We start from the raw sequence: 18,107 nt of genomic DNA, 5'->3' as shown, positions 1-18,107 counted from the left end.
GGCCGGCTCAAAATGGAGGTCGATTTCATTAGAATGCATATAGGCGCTTTGCGGGAACGTCGCACCCTCGCGGAGCATTCTTTTCCCTGTAGAGAGGTGTCCCGGGCAGGAATTTCCCGTATCGCGTTCATTCCGTGTCTTGACGGTGTTATCCCGCAGTGCCACATGGATTTCATGAGCACAATTAAAACGATCTGCGTCTATTGCGGCTCCGGCCCCGGTACCAATCCCAGTTTCGTCGAATCAGCCGTCACGCTCGGCAAGATCATGGCCGAGCAAGGCATTGGCCTGGTCTATGGCGGCGGCTCCATCGGCCTGATGGGCGCGGTAGCCAAGTCCGTGCTGGACAATGGCGGACGGGTCACCGGCATCATCCCGGAATTCCTGACCAAGCGCGAAAACGCGCTGACCGCCGCCCAGGAACTGATTGTCACCCACGACATGCATGAGCGCAAACGGCTGATGTTCGAGCGGTCGGACGCTTTCGTCGCCCTGCCCGGCGGCATCGGCACGTTGGAAGAGCTGGTCGAACAGCTCACCTGGCAGCAGCTCGGCCGCCACAGCAAGCCGATCTTGATGGCCAATATCGATAACTTCTGGGAGCCGCTGCTCGAGCTGCTCAAACACATGCGCTCGACCGCCTTCATCCGGCCGACACTGCCGCTGGACGTGCTGACGGCCGACCGTGCCGAAGACATCCTGCCCCGGCTCCGCACCGCTGCGGCGCTGGCCTCCGACGAAGCCAAGAAGCTGGCTCCGGACGTCGCGACGCGGCTCTGACTAACCTCTCTCCGCTTGCGGGGGAGAAGTCGAAGCCGAGCGCCAATAACGCCTCAGGTGAGGAGGAGCCAGCGTTTCACTCACTGGCTCCCTCTCACCCGGCCGCCCCGCTTCACCCGGCTCGAATGACCTTCGGAGCCTCGGATTTAATACGAACGAATCAGACAGACTCATTTCTAATGTGAACTCAACGATTTGCTGCCAAGCTCGTTTTGGCAGCGTCGATGAGAAATTCATTTTGTTGGACGCAATGTTGCGACGAATTTGTTGGGCGCTCTGTCGCGCCACACGAAATGCAAACCTTACCTCGGCTTGCGCGGGCCTGCTCTCCTTTACGTCTCTGGAAACAACCTCGGAAACAGCACGTCGAGCGCCTCGACCGGGAAGCGCAACGAGACCGCACCCTTTGGCGTCTCCGATGCGAGCAGGCCTTCGGCGATGACATCGGCCAATACCCGGCGCGCCGTGCGATCCGGAAGTCCCGTGATACGAGAAATATCGCCACGTTCAAACTGTCCACGAATGAGCGCTTCCTCCAGAAGGCGTTTGGCCTCTGGCTTCAGCGTTTTGCTGCGCTCGACATAGGTACTCAAGCGCTGGCCCAGACTATCGAGCTCGAACAGGCTGTCCATGAACATCACCTGATCGAGACAGACTTGCAGGAACCACAGGATAAATTCGCTGAGCGCTTTGAGCGAGAGATTGCCACGTCCGTCGAGATCGCCCTGGCGCGGCGTGTCCGCCAAATCCATCATTCGCTTGTATTCGCTTGGCGTCTTCAGACCGCGGGCAAGACCGCGTGAGATTGACCAAAGGCCATGCGACCCTATTCCGGAAAGCTGCGCCATAGCATGGCTCATCAAGCGACTGACACGACCGTTACCATCCGGAAAAGGATGGATGTAATTGAAGCGATGATGGGCGGCGGCAATCGCCATGATGCGGCCCGCAGTCTTCAAAGATTTGAACGCATAACGCTGCTCGAAATATTTCATGAAGTCATCGACGCGCGCGCTTGATGGCGGCACATGCCGTCCAACTGCCACGTCGTGCCCCGGCTTCGAGCGCCACGCACCCGGCACCATGATGAATTCGGAATCCTTGCCGCTGATGCGCAACATATCTTCCGGCGCATCGCGATAGAATTCGAGGTGGAGCCATTTGATGAATTCGATTGAGGCCGGCTCGCCGAGTTTGCCGTCGGAGACAAGACGGTCGATCTCGGTTTGCACGCGCACATGCGCGGCAGCCTCAAGCTGAAGGTTCCTGCGGCCCTCGTCCTGGTCGAGCTTGCCTTCCAGTGCACGGGCAATATCTTTCGGGCGCGTGTTATGGCCTTCAATCAGGTTGCTGTAATAGGTGTTCATCAGCCGCACGAGGTCGGCGAGGTTCGCAGCCGTGCGCGGATGCAACCCGACGCCGAGTTTCGTGGAGGCAACAGACAGATCGGCGATCACGTCCGCGATGGCCTCGGATGTCTCTTCCAGCCTCGCAGGCTCAATGCGCTGTGGGGTTTCTTCTGTCATTTTGGCCGATCACACGATATTGCAAGATATTGATAATTCGTACAAAATACGAAATTATTATTAATATTGGCCGATTTCTTGGCCGATCTTGAAGTTAGATTACTAACCGCTCTTCCGATACCTTAAGCAACTGATTTTACATTATAAATTTATTTTCCGAGTAGATTTTGGCCGATCCTGTGCAAGGCGGGAAATACGATGAGGTCCTTTCCCTAACTCACTTTTCTCGAAAGCGGGTTTGCGGAGCAAAACTACGGCGCAATATCGTCCTTCGGGAACGTCGCCACCTCGATGCGATTACCATCGGCATCGGCGATGAAAGTCGCATAGTAGCGCACGCGATCATGCGGCCGCAGCGAGGGCGCGCTTTCCGAGACGCCGCCAGCGGCCATGGCTGCCGCATAAAACGCATCAACCTCATCCATCGTCCTCGCACGCAGACAAAGATGCACACCGCTATCAAGCGGTAGCGGCGCCATGCCTGCACGCAGATTGAGCCAGACTTCCGGATAGGTCTTGCCGAACCCGACCATTGCCGGACGTGTCACCAGTCGGGTCATGCCAAGCGGCGCGAAGCTGCGCTCGTAGAATGCTACGGCCCGTTCGAGATTGCTGACCGCGATGGAGATGTGATCGATCATCGGTCTTCCTCCCCCGCCTTCGTCATTCGATTTACGACGCCCCGGATTCGCCCAGCGTCTTCTGCATCGTGGTGTTGGCAAGCCACTCGTCATTCAGCGGCACGCTATTGCGCTGTGTCGGGATATATCCGCGTTTCTTGAAGAAGGGCTCGGCGGTGTCGCTGGCATCGACGGTCAGCAGCTTGGCGCCGCGTGCACCTGCCAGCTTCTCGATCGCATCGATCAGCAGCGATGCCACACCCTGGAGGGCCGCATTCGGATGCACGTAAAGCAGATCGATGTGATTGGCGCCTTTCAGCGATGCAAAGCCGACCGGAACACCGTCCAGCGTCGCAATCAGTGTGAGTTGCGACGCCAGCCGCTTGCCGAAGGCCACTTCGTCGTCGACCGTTGCAGCCCAGGCTTCCTGCTGCGCTTCGCTGTAGTCGTCGCCCGTCAATTCCTCGATGCTGGCCACGAAGATCGCAGCCGCAATTGCGGTGTCATCCGGCAGGAACGGTCGCAATGCCGGTTTCGCCTCGCCCATCGCGCTCACCAGAAATCCACCAGCTTCAGCGCCAGCGCGATGGCGCCGATGATCAATGCCCACTTGAGGGCGATGTAATATTTCCAGTGCTTTGGAAACGGTGTGTCGGGTCGGCTCATCGCGCGATCTCCCAGGTGGTGCCTTCCTTCGAGTCCTTGATGACGACGCCCATGGCGGCAAGTTCGTCGCGAATACGATCCGACTCCTTGAAGTCCTTGCGGGCCCGCGCGGCTGTGCGATCCGCAATCAAACCATCGACCTTTGCTGCATCGATCCCGCTGGCCTGTTGTTTGCGTCCATTCCATGCAGCAGCCGTTTCCGACAGGAAACCGAGCGCACGCAACGACGCTGCAAACTGGCTGCGATCGCCGTCATTGCCTGCGGCCGCACTGTTGCGAAGACCGTGCAGCGCTGCAACAGCCAGCGACGTGTTCAGATCGTCGAACATCGGCTCCATCACCTTGTCGGAGACGTCGCCACCTGTTGCATCCGCCGCGACCCAATACCAGTCATCGAGCGTCTTGGCGCTCTCTTCCAAACCCTTCACGGTCCAGTCGATCGGCGAGCGATAATGAGTCTTCAGCATGTTCAGGCGCAACACTTCGCCTGGCCAGTCATTCAGCAATTCCCGGATAGTGAAGAAATTGCCGAGGCTCTTCGACATCTTCTCGCCTTCAACCTGCAGGAAGCCGTTATGCATCCAGTAATTCGCCATCGCATGCGTACCGTGCGCGCAGCGCGACTGGGCGATTTCGTTTTCATGATGCGGGAAGATCAGGTCGAGGCCGCCGCCATGAATGTCGAAGATCGTGCCGAGATAGGCCTCCGCCATCGCCGAGCACTCGATGTGCCAGCCCGGACGGCCCCTGCCCCACGGACTGTCCCAGCCGGGCTCTTCCGCGGATGACTGCTTCCACAACACGAAGTCGGTCGGATGCTTCTTGTGCGCATCGACTGCGACGCGCGCACCGGCCTGCTGGTCTTCCAGTTTGCGGCCGGAGAGTGCGCCATAGTCGGCCATCGACTGCGTATCGAACAACACTTCGCCCGCAGCCTCATAGGCGTGGCCGCGCGCGATCAATTCCCTGATCAGCGTAACCATATCGGTCTTGCCGTCGGGCCGCGGCAGCACAAAGTCCGTCGCCCGCGGCTGCACCGTCGGCGACAGGCAGCCCAGCGCTGCGACGTCGGCCTGAAACTGATTGGCCGTGGTCTCGGTGACCCGGCGGATCGCCTCGTTCAGCGGCAGGCCCGGAAAGTCGCGCAACGCGCGATCGTTTATCTTGTCGTCGACGTCGGTGATGTTGCGGACATAGGTGACCTTGTCGGTGCCGTAGATGTGCCGCAGCAGCCGGTACAGCACGTCGAACACGATCACCGGACGCGCATTGCCGATATGGGCGAAGTCGTAGACCGTCGGCCCGCAGACATACATCCGGACGTTGTCGGCATCGATCGGCGTGAAGACGCGCTTCTCGCGGGTCAGGGTGTCGTAAAGGCGCAGTTCCATGGATGTCCGTCCCTAGCGGCCGGGCGTCCTCTCATCCCTCTTGAGATTGATCTCGTGTGAGAAAAGACGGCCTCAGCCAGCGAATCGCTAGCTCTTAATCTCGCGGCAAATGCCACAAATGGCGAGAGAACCGTTCATCGGGGCACCATGGGGCAACCCCAGGTGGCCCGTCAAGGGTGTGGAACTATGCCGTTAAGGCTGATTTCGGCCTCAATCCATCGCTACGCCGCCCATGGTTAATGATTATTAATCTTTGGGGCGTATCGAATGAGGGCGAATTTCCTCATTCATTCGGTGAGTTATGAAATCCATTTCAGTCGTTCTGACGGCGGCATTTGTTCTGGCCGCTTCCTCGGCCTTTGCCGATTCCCGCGTCTTCATCATCGCCAACCAGTCTGACGGTTACGGTATCGACCAGTGCCTCGCCCGCGGCGAGAAATGCGGCGCGCATGCCGCCCTGTCCTATTGCAAATCGCGCGCCTTCGACCAGGCAGTCGCCTATCGCCGCGTCGATCCCGATGAAGTGACCGGCTCGGTCCCGACGTCAGGCAGCGCCTGCCATCACGGCAAATGCGACGAATTCGTTGCGATTACCTGCCAGCGCTGACATCCCGCGGCCTGCGACTTTCTCGCGTCACGCTTGCGGCCACAGTGAGGCCCCGGAAACGACGTGACCCTGCCGCGAGAAGCAGCTATGGAAAGCCGCGTTCGCCGCCGCATTTTCATCGCGCGCGTCTGGCAACGTCGGCGAGAGGTTGGCGGCGGTATCGACGCGCGATGCCGCACTACCCCGCTTGTTTCTGTCTCGCTCGCTTCTGACTCGCGCATTGGCCGGATATGTCTGACACTGTGACTGCTTCCCTTTCTCGCTGGGCTTTCGTTGGTGCCGCACTGGTTGGTGCGCTGTCGCTGGGCACTCCTGCATCGGCGCAGAACGGACCGCCCCCGGGCTATCCCGCGCAGCAGGTCTATCCGCCGAGCCAGGCGCAGCAGCAGGGCTCCGCCAATCCGATGTGCGGGCGCCTCGAGGCGCAGCTTGCGACCATCGATCGCGGCAACGGCCTCGATCCCGCGCGCGCCGAACAGCTTCGCCGCTATGAGGACGCCGCGTCCAAGCAGCAGAGCGAGCTCGACCGCGTCTCGGCGCAGGCCAAGCGGATGGGCTGCGACAGTTCCGGCTTCTTCTCACTGTTCAATGGCCAGTCGCAGCAGTGCGGCCCGGTCAACAACCAGATCCAGCAGATGCGCGGCAATCTGGATCAGATCACCAGCAATCTCGAACGCCTGCGCGTCGGCACGCCCGGCAGTTCGGACCGTGATACCCAGCGCCGCTCGGTGCTGCTGGCCCTCGCGCAGAACAATTGCGGCCCGCAATACGCCGCCGCGGCGCAGCGCGCGGCGCCGCAAAACTCAGGCCCCGGCGGTTTCCTGAGCAACCTGTTCGGCAACAACGAGCCAAGCCCCGGCGCGGCGCCGCTGGACGGCAATATGTCGCCCGTTCCGTCCGGCACCTATCGGACCGTCTGCGTGCGCACCTGCGATGGCTTCTATTTCCCGATCTCGTTCGCGACGATCCCGGCGCGTTTCGGCGATGACGAGCGGACCTGCAAGAATCTCTGCCCGGCCTCCGACGCCAACCTGTTCACCTATCGCAATCCCGGCGAGGACATGAACTCGGCTGTCTCGGTGTCGGGTCAGCCCTATTCGTCGTCGCCGAACGCTTTCAAGTATCGCACCGAATTCAACCCGTCGTGCTCCTGCAAGGCGCAGGGCCAGACATGGTCCGAGGCGTTGAAGAATGTCGACGACAAATCGGCAGCGGAGAATGGCGACATCATCGTCACCGAGGAACGTGCCAAGCGGATGTCGCAGCCGCAAAAGGGCACGCCTGCAGCCTTGAAGAAGGGCGCAGCACCGGAGGCGCCTGCAGCAGCAGTTCCCGCGCAACCGGCGGCGCCGTCCACACCGGGCCAGATCCGCACGGTCGGTCCGCAATTCTTGCCGAACAACGCGCCGCGTTAAGCCTCGGGTCCTCGCCCGGCCAGGCGGGGCGACGACGGCACGGCCCTTGCGTCCAGCTTCGGACAACCTCCGAACGGTAGGCTCACGCCAAACCGCGAGGGTGTTCGGATGGTCTCCACTTATCTCAACTATAATATCGTCTCCCGCAATCTCACCCAATCGCTGACGCGGATCTCGCAACAGGCCACCGTCTCGCGGGATACGGCCTATTACAAGGAGAACATCGGCAAGGTGAAAACCGTCGATGATCTCCTGAACGACTATCGGCTCTATACCTATGCAACGACGGCCTATGGTCTGGAGGACATGGCCTATGCCAAGGCCTTCCTGCGCAAGGTGCTGGAAAGCGATCTCTCCGACGCCAACAGTTTTGCCAACAAGCTGAGCGACAAGCGCTACCGGGATTTCGCAGCGGCCTTCCCCTTCGGGACCACCAGCAGCAGCACCAACACCGCCCAGTCCGAGAACCAGGCCGACGACATGATCGGTCTGTACACGGCCGTAGCGCAGCGCGGGGTCGATGCCATCGACGCGAACAAGAACTACTACAATCTCACGATCGGAAAGATCACCAACGTCAATGGCCTGCTCGCCGACGACAAGCTGCGCGATTATGTTTTTTCGGCCTTCGGAATCGACAAGAATCGCTGGTCCCACGACACGATCAGCAAGGTGCTGAGCAGCGATCCGTCCGATCCGAACAGCTATGTCAATTCCGTTTGGGTGTCGCAGAAAGCCGACATCAATGCGAATATCACCAAAGCCCAGGCAGCGATGCTCGATGCCGCCAGCAAGATCGACACATACATGGCGGCATTGAAACAGCCGGGCGCCGATATGGCCGACCTGCGCCAGAAGATCGAGCTGGAGCGCACGCGCGGATCGATGAATGAGGTCAGCATCCTCAGCTATAAGGATGCACTCGAGACGATCGACAGCTATGTGGCGCTTGCCGGCGCTTTCGAGTTCTCGCCCGACGGCACATTGCCCACCGGAACGTCTGCCCAGACAGCCGCGCAGCTGAGCAACACCCATGCCAAATATGTCAACAGCCAGGGCGCGACCTATCTCGCAGCGGACGAAAAGTACGCGGCATCGCTGATCAAGCAGTATCGCTCCGGTCTCGCCAAGGTGACCACGGTCGATGCCTTTCTCAAGACGCCAAACGTCTATAATTTTGCTCTGAAATCATTTGGTCTCGATCCCGAAGAGGTTTCGCCGACGATCATCAAAAACGTACTCAAAAGCGATCCGGACGATCCCAAGAGCTACGTGAACAAGCTGCACGACGACCGATACGTTCAGCTCGCTCGGGCATTCAATTTCGACAGCAGCGGAAATATCACGACGCCCGTGGTGGCGCAGGACGCGGCGGAAGTCACCCAGGTGATGAAGGACTACATCATCGCCAAGACACGCTTCACGAAGGACAAGGAACAGGCCGAGCTGCGCAAGGCGGCCGACAAGGACGCGGTCTATTATCAGAAGAACATCGCCAATATCGAGAGCGTGAAGGATCTGCTCGCCGACAGGAAGCTCATCGACATCGCGCTCGTCGCCAAGGACCTCGACCCCGCCAAGGTGACCACCGCCGATCTGCGCAAGATGTTCGATTCCGACCTGAACGACCCCAAGAGCTTCGTCAACACGCAGAAGGATCCGCGTTTCGCGGAGCTGGTGGCCTCGTTCAATTTCGACGACGACGGCGAGATCGCGCGGCTGCCGAAATTCGGGCCGCAGACCCGCGACCAGTTCATGGAAATCCAGCACAAATATCTGCAGCAGACGCTGGAGACGCAGCAGGGCGAAAGCAATCCCGGCGTGCGGCTCGCGCTCTACTTCGAGCGCAAGGCGCCGAGCATCACCTCGGCCTATGACCTGCTTGCAGACAAGGCACTGGCGGAAGTGTTCCGCACCATCTTCAGCCTGCCGGACGAGGTGGGCGCGATGGATATCGATCAGCAGGCCAAGGTGGTGGAGAAACACCTCAATCTGAAGGACCTCGCCGATCCCGCCAAGCTGGCCAAACTGCTGAACCGTTTCTCGGCGCTGTATGACATCAAGAACAGCACCAGCGCCGCATCCTCACCCGTCGTCACCCTGTTTCAGGGCGGTGGCGTCCTGAGCGATTCAACCTTTGCGGCGGTGGCCAAAACGGCGCGGTGACAGGATCACGCGCCGATACACGACGGGTTTGTGGGGCGTCATTCGCCCTACAGCTTCATTCAAACGCTTCGCTGATGCCCTTGCCGGGCCGCGTCACCAGGTCCTCATCGGGCTTCGGCAACGGATTGGCCAGATCGCGAAACTTGTTGGTGATCGGATAGCGGCGATCCCTGCCAAAGTTCTTCCGCGTCACTTTCACGCCCGGTGCCGCCTGCCGGCGCTTGTATTCGGCGATGTTGAGCAGCCGATCGATGCGCGTCACAACGTCTTTCTCGTAACCGGCCGCGACGATCTCCGACAGCGGCTCTTCGCGTTCGACGAGGCGTTCGAGAATGCCATCGAGAATATCGTAGGGGGGTAGCGAGTCTTGGTCGGTCTGGTTTTCGCGCAGTTCGGCCGTGGGCGGACGGATAATGATGTTGTTGGGGATCACTTCGCCATCAGGACCGAGCGCGCCTTCGGGCTTCCATGAATTGCGCAAGGTCGAGATACGGAACACCTGGGTCTTGTAGAGATCCTTGATCGGATTGAATCCGCCATTCATGTCGCCATAGAGCGTGGCATAGCCGACCGACATTTCCGACTTGTTACCTGTCGTGACGACCATCGCGCCGGTCTTGTTGGAGACGGCCATCAACAGCGTACCGCGGGTGCGCGCCTGCAGGTTCTCTTCGGTGATGTCGCGCGCGAGACCCTTGAAGGTATCGGCAAGGATCTTCTCGAAGCCGTTGACGGCATCGGCGATGGGCAGGATCTCGTAACGGAAACCCAGCGCCTTCGCGAGCTTGTCGGCATCGTCGAGCGACACCTGCGCGGTGTAGCGGAATGGCAGCATGATGCCGCGCACGCGGTCGGCGCCGAGCGCATCCACGGCGATCGCGGCGCAAAGCGCAGAGTCGATACCGCCGGAGATGCCCATCAGCACGCCGGGGAAGCCGTTCTTGTTGACGTAATCGCGCAAGCCAAGCACACAGGCGGCGTAGTCGCCCTCGTCGCCTTCCGGTACCGGTGCGATCGGTCCGTCGCAGCGCCAGTGGCCGTCGATCTTCTCGAATGTCAGCGTCGTGATGCTCTCGGTGAAGGACGGCAATTGTGCCCCCAGCGAGCGGTCGGCATTGAGCACAAAGCTCGCGCCGTCGAACACTAGTTCGTCCTGACCGCCGACCTGATTAAGGTAGATCATCGGCAGATGGCTCTCGGTAACGCGGGCGACCTGCACCGACAAGCGCAGATCCGTCTTGCCGCGGGCATATGGCGAACCGTTCGGCACGATCAGGATTTCGGCGCCGGTCTCGGTCAGCGTCTCGACCACGTCTTCGTAGTCGGCGGACTCTTCCATCCAGGTGTCTTCGCAGATCGGCACGCCGACGCGCAGGCCGCGGATGGTGACGGGTCCCGAGACCGAGCCGCGCGCGAAGACGCGCTTCTCGTCGAACACGCCGTAATTCGGCAGATTGACCTTGAAACGGATCGCGCTGATGCGGCCGTCGTCGAGCAGCGCGCAGGCATTGTAGAGCTTGCCGCCATCGACCCAGGGCGAGCCGATCAACACAGCCGGACCCCCGTCCGCGGTCTCGCGCGCCAGCTCCTCGATGGCCGCACGGCAGGCCGCCTGAAAGGCCGGTTTCAGCACCAGATCTTCCGGTGGGTAGCCGGCGATGAACAATTCAGGAAACACGATCAGCGTCGCGCCGTCGGCTTTGGCCTGCGCCCGCGCAGCGCGCGCCTTGGCGGCATTGCCGGTGATGTCACCGACGATGGGATTGAGCTGGGCGAGTGTGACCGTGAAGCGCGTCAATTCTGTCATGGAAACATCCAAGCCTACCGGCTCATCCTTCGCAACTGCAGGATTAGAAGATGCCTATGCGCTCACCGAGCGCATACAGCCAGGTCATGCCGGCGATCACCAGCGCGACGCCGACGGCCGCCGATCCCATGTCCTTCACACGCCCGATCTGCGGATCATGGTCGGTGGTGAGCCGGTCAGCCAATTTCTCGATGGCGGTGTTGAGCAGTTCGACGGTGAGCAGCAGCAGAACCACCGCCACCAGCTCGAGCCGACGCGCTGCGGTGGTCCCGATGAGAAACGACAAAGGCACCGCGAGGAGCAGTGCAAACAGCTCCTCGCGAATGGCCTGCTCCGATCGCGTCGCGAAGGTCAGGCCATTCCAGGTGTTGATGCAGGCCCGCCAGAGGCGCGACAAGTTTAGAGACCCGATGCCACCGGCAGCGGCTCCGCCTTGTCGACGCGGGACGTCTTCAGCAGTTCGGCGATCAGGAACGCCATGTCGATGGACTGCTCGGCATTCAGACGGGGATCGCAGACCGTGTGGTAGCGGTCGTTGAGGTCCTCGTCCGAAATGGCGCGCGCGCCACCGGTGCATTCCGTCACGTTCTGGCCGGTCATCTCCAGATGCACGCCGCCCGGATGGGTGCCTTCGGCGGCATGGATCTGGAAGAACGACTTCACTTCCGACAGGATACGATCGAACGGACGGGTCTTGTAACCCGAGTTCGACGTGATGGTGTTGCCGTGCATCGGATCGCACGACCATACCACCGAGCGCCCTTCCTTCTGCACCGCGCGGATGAAGCCCGGCAGATGCTCCCCAACCTTCTCGTGGCCGAAGCGGTTGATCAGCGTCAAACGGCCGGGCTCATTGTCCGGATTGAGGACGTCGATCAGCTTCAGCAGTTCATCCGGCTTCAGCGACGGGCCGCATTTCAGGCCGATCGGGTTCTTGATGCCGCGGAAGTACTCGACATGGGCATGATCGAGCTGCCGCGTACGGTCGCCAATCCAGATCATGTGGCCCGAGGTCGCGTACCAGTCGCCGGTCGTGGAATCGACGCGCGTGAAGGCCTGCTCATAGCCGAGCAACAGCGCTTCGTGGCTGGTGTAGAAATCCGTCGACCGCAGTTCCGGGTGGCTTTCCAGATTGAGGCCGCAGGCGCGCATGAAGTTCAGCGCGTCCGAGATGCGGTCGGCCAGTTCCTTGTAACGGCGCGACTGCTGCGAATCCTTCAGGAAGCCGAGCATCCACTGATGCACGCTGCCGAGATTGGCGAAGCCGCCGGTCGCGAAAGCGCGCAGCAGATTCAGCGTCGCCGCCGACTGGCGATAGGCCATCAGCTGGCGCTGCGGATCGGGCACGCGCGATTCTGGCGTGAAGGCGATGTCATTGATGATGTCGCCGCGATAGCTCGGCAGTTCGACGCCGTTGAGCTTCTCCATCGGCGAGGACCGCGGCTTGGCGAACTGGCCGGCGATACGGCCGATCTTCACCACGGGCAGCGCGCCGGCATAGGTCAGCACCACCGACATCTGCAGGAAGGCGCGGAAGAAATCGCGGATATTGTTGGCGCCATGCTCGGCAAAGCTCTCGGCGCAATCGCCGCCCTGCAGCAGGAAGGCCTCGCCGGCAGCCACGCGGGCGAGCGACTTCTTCAGATTGCGGGCTTCGCCTGCAAAAACCAGCGGCGGAAACGTGGCAAGCTGCGCCTCGACATCGCCAAGGGCCTTGAGATCCGGGTATTCCGGCATTTGCAGCACGGGCTTGCCGCGCCAGCTATCGGGCGTCCACCGCTCGGACATCACTTCTCTCCTGAAAACCGCGCTTTATGGCTGCGGAGGCCGCGTTATACACAGCGTAGATGGGGATCGCCAGTTCGAAATCCACATTGCGCCCCAAGCCCTTGCAGCCAAAGCCGAATTCGCATTTGCTAGGCCCGGGCAAGGAACATATGGGACACCATGGGAGAAACTGCGGTGTCGGAGGCTGCACTGGACGACGCTTTTGCCGATGACATCACCTTCCAGGCGACCGACGGCTATTCGTTGGGCGCGACGCTGTACCTGCCCCGCGGTGCCCGCACCCACGCGGTTCTGATCAATTCCGCAACCGCTGTTCCCCGCAAAATCTACAGAGGCTTCGCCAGCTACCTCGCAAGCCGTGGCTGCGCCGTGCTGACCTATGACTATCGCGGCACCGGAGATTCGCGGCCCAAGGCCGATCCCCTATCCGGCCGGTCGAACGCGTTGGTCGGCTTCAAGGCGTCCATGACCGACTGGGCTGCGCTCGATGTTACCGCCGCGGTGACCTGGATGCGCGAGCGCTACAAGGCAATGCCACTTGCCTTTGTAGGGCATTCCTTCGGCGGTCAGGCGCTCGGCCTGATCCCCAACAATTCCGAAGTATCGCGCGCCCTGCTCATCGCGGCACAGGCCGGCACCTGGCGACTGATGACGCCGCCGGAGGGCTATCGCATCTATGCGCTCATGAAATTCGTCGGCGCACCGCTGGCGCGCGTCATCGGCTATGCACCCGGCAGGATCGGCCTCGGCTACGATCTGCCACGCGACGTGTTTCTGGAATGGGCGGGCTGGGTCACCAGCGATCGCTACTTCTTCGACGACAGCAAACTGCGGGCACTGGCGAACTTTCCGCGCTACCGCGGCGAGATGCGGGCCCTGAGCTTCTCGGACGATCCGTGGGCGACACGCGCCGCCGTCGAAATGCTCTGTGCCGGCTTCACGTCGATCAAGCCGGAAATCGACAGTATCCGCCCCATCGAGGCCGGCTCGAAAAAGGTCGGCCATTTCGGCTTCTTCCGGCCGGAGCACCGCGACACGCTGTGGCGCGGCGCCGCCGAATGGATCCAGATGGAAGATTAGGGGCACATCATTGAAGCCGCAGATCATCGATCCGCCCTCATCCTGAGGAGCGGTCGTCTTCGACCGCGTCTCGAAGGATGGCCACAAACACCGATACGTTGCATCTCATGGTTCGAGACGCGCGCAAGGGCGCGCTCCTCACCATGAGGGCTGGTGTTACTCCGCGGCTTCGCGCACGTAGCGCGCGGTCGGCGTGCGCATCGTCACGAGTTCCTCGGCCGCACTCGGATGCACGGCCACGGTGGCGTCGAAGTCAGCCTTGGTGGCCTTCAGCTTCACGCAGATGCCCAGCACCTGGATGAGTTCGGCCGCTTCCGGTCCGACGATATGGGCGCCGACCACGATATCCGTCGCACCGTCGACCACCAGCTTCATCAGCACGCGGCTTTCGCTGCCTGAAATCGTCGATTTGATCGACCGGAAATTGGTCTTGTAGATATCGACGTGGCTGAAGATGGCGCGCGCCTCTTCTTCGCTCATACCGACAGTGCCGACCTCCGGCTGGGTGAACACCGCGGTCGGGATATTGCTGTGATCGACCTTCACGGTCTTCTTGCCGAACACCGTATCGGCAAAAGCGTGGCCTTCGCGGATCGCTACCGGCGTGAGGTTGACGCGATTGGTGACGTCACCGACCGCGTAGATATGCGGCACATTGGTCTGCGAGAACTCGTTGACGATGATGCCGCCATGGGCGGGCTTGAGCGCAACGCCAGCCTTCTCGAGGCCGAGATTGGCGGTGTTCGGATTGCGCCCGATCGCGAACAACACCTGATCGGACGCGATGCTTGCGCCGCTGGACAGATGCGTCGTGAATTCGTGCCGGTGTTTCTCGACCTTGGTCACCGTGCAGCCGGTCAGGATGGTGATGCCATCCTTTTCCATCTCGCTGCGGACATGGGCGCGCACGTCTTCATCGAAGCCGCGCAGGATGTTGTCGCCGCGATAGATCACCGTCACGTCGGAGCCCAATCCTGCGAAGATGCAGGCAAATTCCAGCGCGATATAGCCGCCGCCCTGGATCACGATGCGCCTCGGCAGTTCAGGCAGATGAAACACCTCGTTGGAGGAAATCACATGCTCGATGCCGGGAATCGCCGGCCCATGATTGGGTGCGCCGCCGGTCGCAATCAGGATATGCTTGGCGTTCACCGTCTCGCCGGTGCTGAGGCGCAGCGTGTGCGGATCCTCGAACACTGCGCGGGTCTTGACGGTCGTCGCGCCGGTCTTCTCCACATTGGACCGATAGATGCCCTCGAGCCGGGCGATCTCCTTGTCCTTGTTGGCGATGAAGGTCGACCAGTCGAACGTCGCCGTCGGGATCGTCCAACCGAAACCGGCGGCATCGTCGATCTCGCGCTGGACATGCGAGGCATAGACCATCAGCTTCTTCGGCACGCAGCCGCGGATCACGCAGGTGCCGCCGAACCGATATTCCTCGGCCACCATGACCTTCGCGCCGTAGCCGGCAGCGATACGGGCGGCGCGCACGCCGCCAGAACCACCACCAATGACAAACAGATCGACGTCGACGTCAGCCATGATCGCTCCGAACTGGGGGCTGAGGCCCGGGATAGCGGGCCTCAGCTTACGCCCTTAGATTTCCTTGCCGCGCTTGCGCATTTCAGCGCGGAACAGGCCGTTGACCTGCTCCGAAAACTGCTGCGCCCACTGCTGCATATAGGTCATGCTGGCGGAAATCGACTGGGGCTCCTGCACAAGAAGTTTCTGGCCGAGCGGCGACTTGTAGAAGGTCGCAAGATCCTTCAACTCCGCCTCGGTGAAGTCGCTGGCATAGATCTTCGCCATCTGCTCGGTGATCTCCTTGTCGCGCCCGGCCATCGTCTGCGCGATGGTGATGGCGACCTCATTGAGATCCTTCTGATAGTTCAGATTGCTCTGCAGCAACGAATCCTTGACGCGCTGAACCATGTTCGGCACGGCATTGGCATACATCGCGCTGGCGTTCTTCATCGCCAGAATTTCCTTGGCGTAAGCGATCGCAGCTGGCGATGCCGGCTTGATCGGACGAGCCTGTCCTTCCGGAGATGCCTGCTGCGCGGAGACCGGCAGCGCGATCACTGCAACGCTGAGCGCTAGACCAGCGGACAGCAGCATGTGCGAGAGCTTCTTCATTCCAATTCTCCTTGATTGCGCCGTTACGGACGCTCGAAAACGCGAATTCCTTGCGATCCTGCCAGCATGGCGGTGCTTGCCAGACCGATAAACAAACCGTGCTCGACCACGCCCGGAATGGCGCCGAGCAGCCCGGCCAGTCGGGGCGCATCGGTGATGGTCCCGAGCCGGGCGTCGATGATCCAGTGGCCGCCATCGGTGACGAAAGCATGACCGTCCTTGCCGCTGCGAATGGCCATTTCGCCGGATAGGCCGCACTTAGCGAACACATCGGCAATCGCGCGGCGTGTGGCCGACAGGCCGAACGGGATCACTTCCACAGGCAGCGGGAAGCGGCCGAGGGTCGGCACCCATTTGGAATCGTCGGCAATGACAATCATGCGGTCGGACGCCGCTGCCACGATCTTCTCGCGGAGCAATGCGCCGCCGCCGCCCTTGATGAGATTCAGCGCCGGATCGACTTCGTCGGCACCGTCGACCGTGAGATCGAGCCGATCGACCTCGTCGAGTGTGGTCAGCGGCACGCCGCAACGCTGCGCATCGGCCCGCGTGGCCTCGGACGTTGGAACGCCAATGACCTTGAGACCGCCGGCCACGCGCTCACCGAGCAGTTCGACGAAGTGCTTCGCTGTCGATCCCGTGCCGAGTCCGAGCTTCATGCCATCACGCACATGTTCGAGCGCCTTGGCGGCAGCCTGTCGTTTCAGCTCGTCCATATTCATCGGCGCAGCGGTCCTTGCGGTTCACAATCGGTCCCGCGGACGGGATGCGCCGCATATCTAGCGACGTTTGGGGGCAAGGAACAGGGCGAAGGGCGTGCTTTCCCTGGGAATGCAGGCCTGCATTCCCAGGGGGATGCTGGGCTACGTCCGCCCCCCTTGCGGGATCGGCCGCGGACCGGTAGCGATCCGCTCATGACCCAAGCTCCCCTCGTCGTTTTCGACCTCGACGGTACCCTCGTCGATACCGCCCCTGATCTCATCAGCGCGCTGAATCATGTGCTCCATGAGGAGGGATTGGCCCCCGTCCCGCTGGAATCCGCGCGGAAAATGATCGGCCAGGGCGCCCGGCGCCTGATCGAACGCGGGCTCGAGCTTGAGGGGCGGGAAATGACCCCGGACGAGGTCACACGCCTGACCGAGGATTTCATCGCTTATTACGCGGAGCATATCGCGGACGAGTCGCGCCCCTTCGAGGGCCTGATTGCGGCGCTCGACGAAATGGCGGGGCGTGGCTACCGCTTCGCGGTTTGCACCAACAAGCTGGAATGGCTGTCGAAGCTGCTGCTCGACAAGCTGGAGCTGACCAACCGATTTGCGGCGATCTGCGGCGCCGACACGTTCGGCGTCGCGAAGCCCGATCCTGTCATCCTGCAGCAGACGGTAGCGCGTGCCGGTGGCGTGATGTCGTCCGTTGTCATGGTCGGCGATGCCGGCCCCGATGTCGGTGTGGCGCGGCGGGCCAATGTCCCGGTGATCGGCGTTACATTCGGCTATACCGATGTCCCGATTATCGAGCTCAAGCCCGACATCGTGATCGACCATTTCCGCGATCTACCGGCGACTGTCGACCGCCTGTTGCGCCTACGCCCCGCCTAGACTGTTCACATAATTGAGTTTCTCAGGTTGTTCGGAGATTTCATTAACCATCAATTAACTATAAGCGGCCTGCGTGTTGCGTCATATGTACGACGCTCCTATGGTTGCCAGGGGATGGCGGCTAGCCGCAAAACGTGACGGATATACCCATGCGTAGAGTAATAGTTTTGGCAGCGGCAGGCCTGAGCCTGGCCGGTTGCACGTCGTTCTCCATGGACGCATTCAAGTCGGCACCGGAACCGGTTACCGTGCAATTCGACTCGGTTCCGCCCGGCGCAGAGGTGGTCACGTCCATTGGCCCGAGCTGCAAAACCCCCTGCTCGCTGCCTCTGGCAACGGAAACCGGGTTCAGCGCGACCTTTACCCTCGCAAAATTCCAGCCGATGACGGTTCCAGTGACCGTTACCCGCGTTCCCGGGGATTTCACCTCGCCGGCACGGACAAYGGTCGATCCGAGCCCGGTCGTCGCCGAGTTGCAGCCTGCGACGCCGCCGCGCCGCGCCCGCAAGGCTGCCAAGCGTGCAGCC

Annotated in this window: 16 protein-coding genes and 1 pseudogene; 7 read left to right on the top strand and 10 right to left on the bottom strand. The window is 61.3% G+C overall.

Annotated features, from left to right (window positions below; translation table 11 throughout):
- Window positions 1-174: 174 nt before the first annotated feature.
- Window positions 175-780: an LOG family protein gene (locus AC1DUY_RS28285; protein WP_092151626.1), complete on the top strand. Its 606-nt coding sequence runs from the start codon at window positions 175-177 to the stop codon at window positions 778-780.
- 332 nt (window positions 781-1,112) lie between these two features.
- Here AC1DUY_RS28285 and AC1DUY_RS28280 read toward each other — a convergent pair whose 3' ends face one another.
- From AC1DUY_RS28280 to cysS, 4 genes are all read right to left on the bottom strand, one after another.
- Window positions 1,113-2,306, bottom strand: a complete 1,194-nt coding sequence (locus AC1DUY_RS28280) for a Fic family protein (protein WP_478118647.1) — start codon at window positions 2,304-2,306, stop codon at window positions 1,113-1,115.
- A gap of 251 nt (window positions 2,307-2,557) precedes the next feature.
- Window positions 2,558-2,947 (bottom strand): VOC family protein, encoded by a 390-nt coding sequence (locus AC1DUY_RS28275; RefSeq protein WP_478118645.1) that lies wholly within the window; start codon window positions 2,945-2,947, stop codon window positions 2,558-2,560.
- Window positions 2,948-2,978: 31 nt separating this feature from the next.
- Window positions 2,979-3,473 carry a GNAT family N-acetyltransferase gene (locus AC1DUY_RS28270; protein WP_093758913.1) on the bottom strand — a complete coding sequence of 165 codons (495 nt, stop codon included), beginning with the start codon at window positions 3,471-3,473 and terminating at the stop codon, window positions 2,979-2,981.
- Window positions 3,474-3,588: 115 nt separating this feature from the next.
- Window positions 3,589-4,983 carry a cysteine--tRNA ligase gene (gene cysS, locus AC1DUY_RS28265; RefSeq protein WP_478118643.1) on the bottom strand — a complete coding sequence of 465 codons (1,395 nt, stop codon included), beginning with the start codon at window positions 4,981-4,983 and terminating at the stop codon, window positions 3,589-3,591.
- Between the two features lie 301 nt (window positions 4,984-5,284).
- Between cysS and AC1DUY_RS28260 the strand changes: the two genes are divergently transcribed.
- From AC1DUY_RS28260 to AC1DUY_RS28250, 3 genes are all read left to right on the top strand, one after another.
- The gene (locus AC1DUY_RS28260) at window positions 5,285-5,590 is read left to right on the top strand and encodes a Rossmann-fold NAD(P)-binding domain-containing protein (RefSeq protein WP_089267154.1); all 306 of its coding nucleotides are present in this window, start codon (window positions 5,285-5,287) and stop codon (window positions 5,588-5,590) included.
- Window positions 5,591-5,820: 230 nt separating this feature from the next.
- Window positions 5,821-7,005 carry a DUF2865 domain-containing protein gene (locus AC1DUY_RS28255; RefSeq protein WP_439063598.1) on the top strand — a complete coding sequence of 395 codons (1,185 nt, stop codon included), beginning with the start codon at window positions 5,821-5,823 and terminating at the stop codon, window positions 7,003-7,005.
- A 108-nt stretch (window positions 7,006-7,113) separates the two neighbouring features.
- Window positions 7,114-9,171, top strand: coding sequence for a DUF1217 domain-containing protein (locus AC1DUY_RS28250; protein ID WP_478118640.1), 2,058 nt, complete (start codon window positions 7,114-7,116; stop codon window positions 9,169-9,171).
- Between the two features lie 55 nt (window positions 9,172-9,226).
- On the opposite strand, the gene AC1DUY_RS28245 is transcribed toward AC1DUY_RS28250, so the two are convergent.
- Genes AC1DUY_RS28245 through AC1DUY_RS28235 form a run of 3 tightly spaced genes read right to left on the bottom strand, consistent with a single transcriptional unit; the run spans window position 9,227 to window position 12,766 of the window.
- The gene (locus tag AC1DUY_RS28245) at window positions 9,227-10,978 is read right to left on the bottom strand and encodes an NAD+ synthase (RefSeq protein ID WP_478118638.1); all 1,752 of its coding nucleotides are present in this window, start codon (window positions 10,976-10,978) and stop codon (window positions 9,227-9,229) included.
- Between the two features lie 43 nt (window positions 10,979-11,021).
- On the bottom strand, window positions 11,022-11,375 hold the full coding sequence (locus tag AC1DUY_RS28240; RefSeq protein ID WP_089267150.1) for a diacylglycerol kinase: 354 nt from the start codon (window positions 11,373-11,375) through the stop codon (window positions 11,022-11,024).
- Between the two features lie 2 nt (window positions 11,376-11,377).
- Window positions 11,378-12,766, bottom strand: a complete 1,389-nt coding sequence (locus AC1DUY_RS28235) for a class II 3-deoxy-7-phosphoheptulonate synthase (RefSeq protein WP_478118636.1) — start codon at window positions 12,764-12,766, stop codon at window positions 11,378-11,380.
- Window positions 12,767-12,925: 159 nt separating this feature from the next.
- Between AC1DUY_RS28235 and AC1DUY_RS28230 the strand changes: the two genes are divergently transcribed.
- Window positions 12,926-13,846: an alpha/beta hydrolase family protein gene (locus AC1DUY_RS28230; RefSeq protein WP_478118634.1), complete on the top strand. Its 921-nt coding sequence runs from the start codon at window positions 12,926-12,928 to the stop codon at window positions 13,844-13,846.
- 156 nt (window positions 13,847-14,002) lie between these two features.
- On the opposite strand, the gene gor is transcribed toward AC1DUY_RS28230, so the two are convergent.
- Genes gor through rpiA form a run of 3 tightly spaced genes read right to left on the bottom strand, consistent with a single transcriptional unit; the run spans window position 14,003 to window position 16,704 of the window.
- On the bottom strand, window positions 14,003-15,388 hold the full coding sequence (gene gor, locus AC1DUY_RS28225; RefSeq protein WP_478118632.1) for a glutathione-disulfide reductase: 1,386 nt from the start codon (window positions 15,386-15,388) through the stop codon (window positions 14,003-14,005).
- 54 nt (window positions 15,389-15,442) lie between these two features.
- The gene (locus AC1DUY_RS28220) at window positions 15,443-15,982 is read right to left on the bottom strand and encodes a DUF2059 domain-containing protein (RefSeq protein WP_093758922.1); all 540 of its coding nucleotides are present in this window, start codon (window positions 15,980-15,982) and stop codon (window positions 15,443-15,445) included.
- A 23-nt stretch (window positions 15,983-16,005) separates the two neighbouring features.
- Entirely contained in the window at window positions 16,006-16,704 is a 699-nt protein-coding gene (rpiA, locus tag AC1DUY_RS28215) for a ribose-5-phosphate isomerase RpiA (RefSeq protein WP_184515683.1), read from the bottom strand.
- A gap of 192 nt (window positions 16,705-16,896) precedes the next feature.
- Here rpiA and AC1DUY_RS28210 point away from each other — a divergent pair, with 192 nt between their 5' ends.
- Together AC1DUY_RS28210 and AC1DUY_RS28205 are read left to right on the top strand one after the other, a co-directional pair.
- Window positions 16,897-17,580: an HAD family hydrolase gene (locus tag AC1DUY_RS28210; RefSeq protein WP_478118629.1), complete on the top strand. Its 684-nt coding sequence runs from the start codon at window positions 16,897-16,899 to the stop codon at window positions 17,578-17,580.
- A 212-nt stretch (window positions 17,581-17,792) separates the two neighbouring features.
- Window positions 17,793-18,107, top strand: a pseudogene (locus AC1DUY_RS28205) (hypothetical protein); the annotation flags it as partial.

Source organism: Tardiphaga sp. P4_G1 (assembly GCF_056401215.1).
The sequence above is the reverse complement of the archived record's forward strand: the minus strand, read 5'-3'. Positions and strand labels throughout refer to the sequence as shown.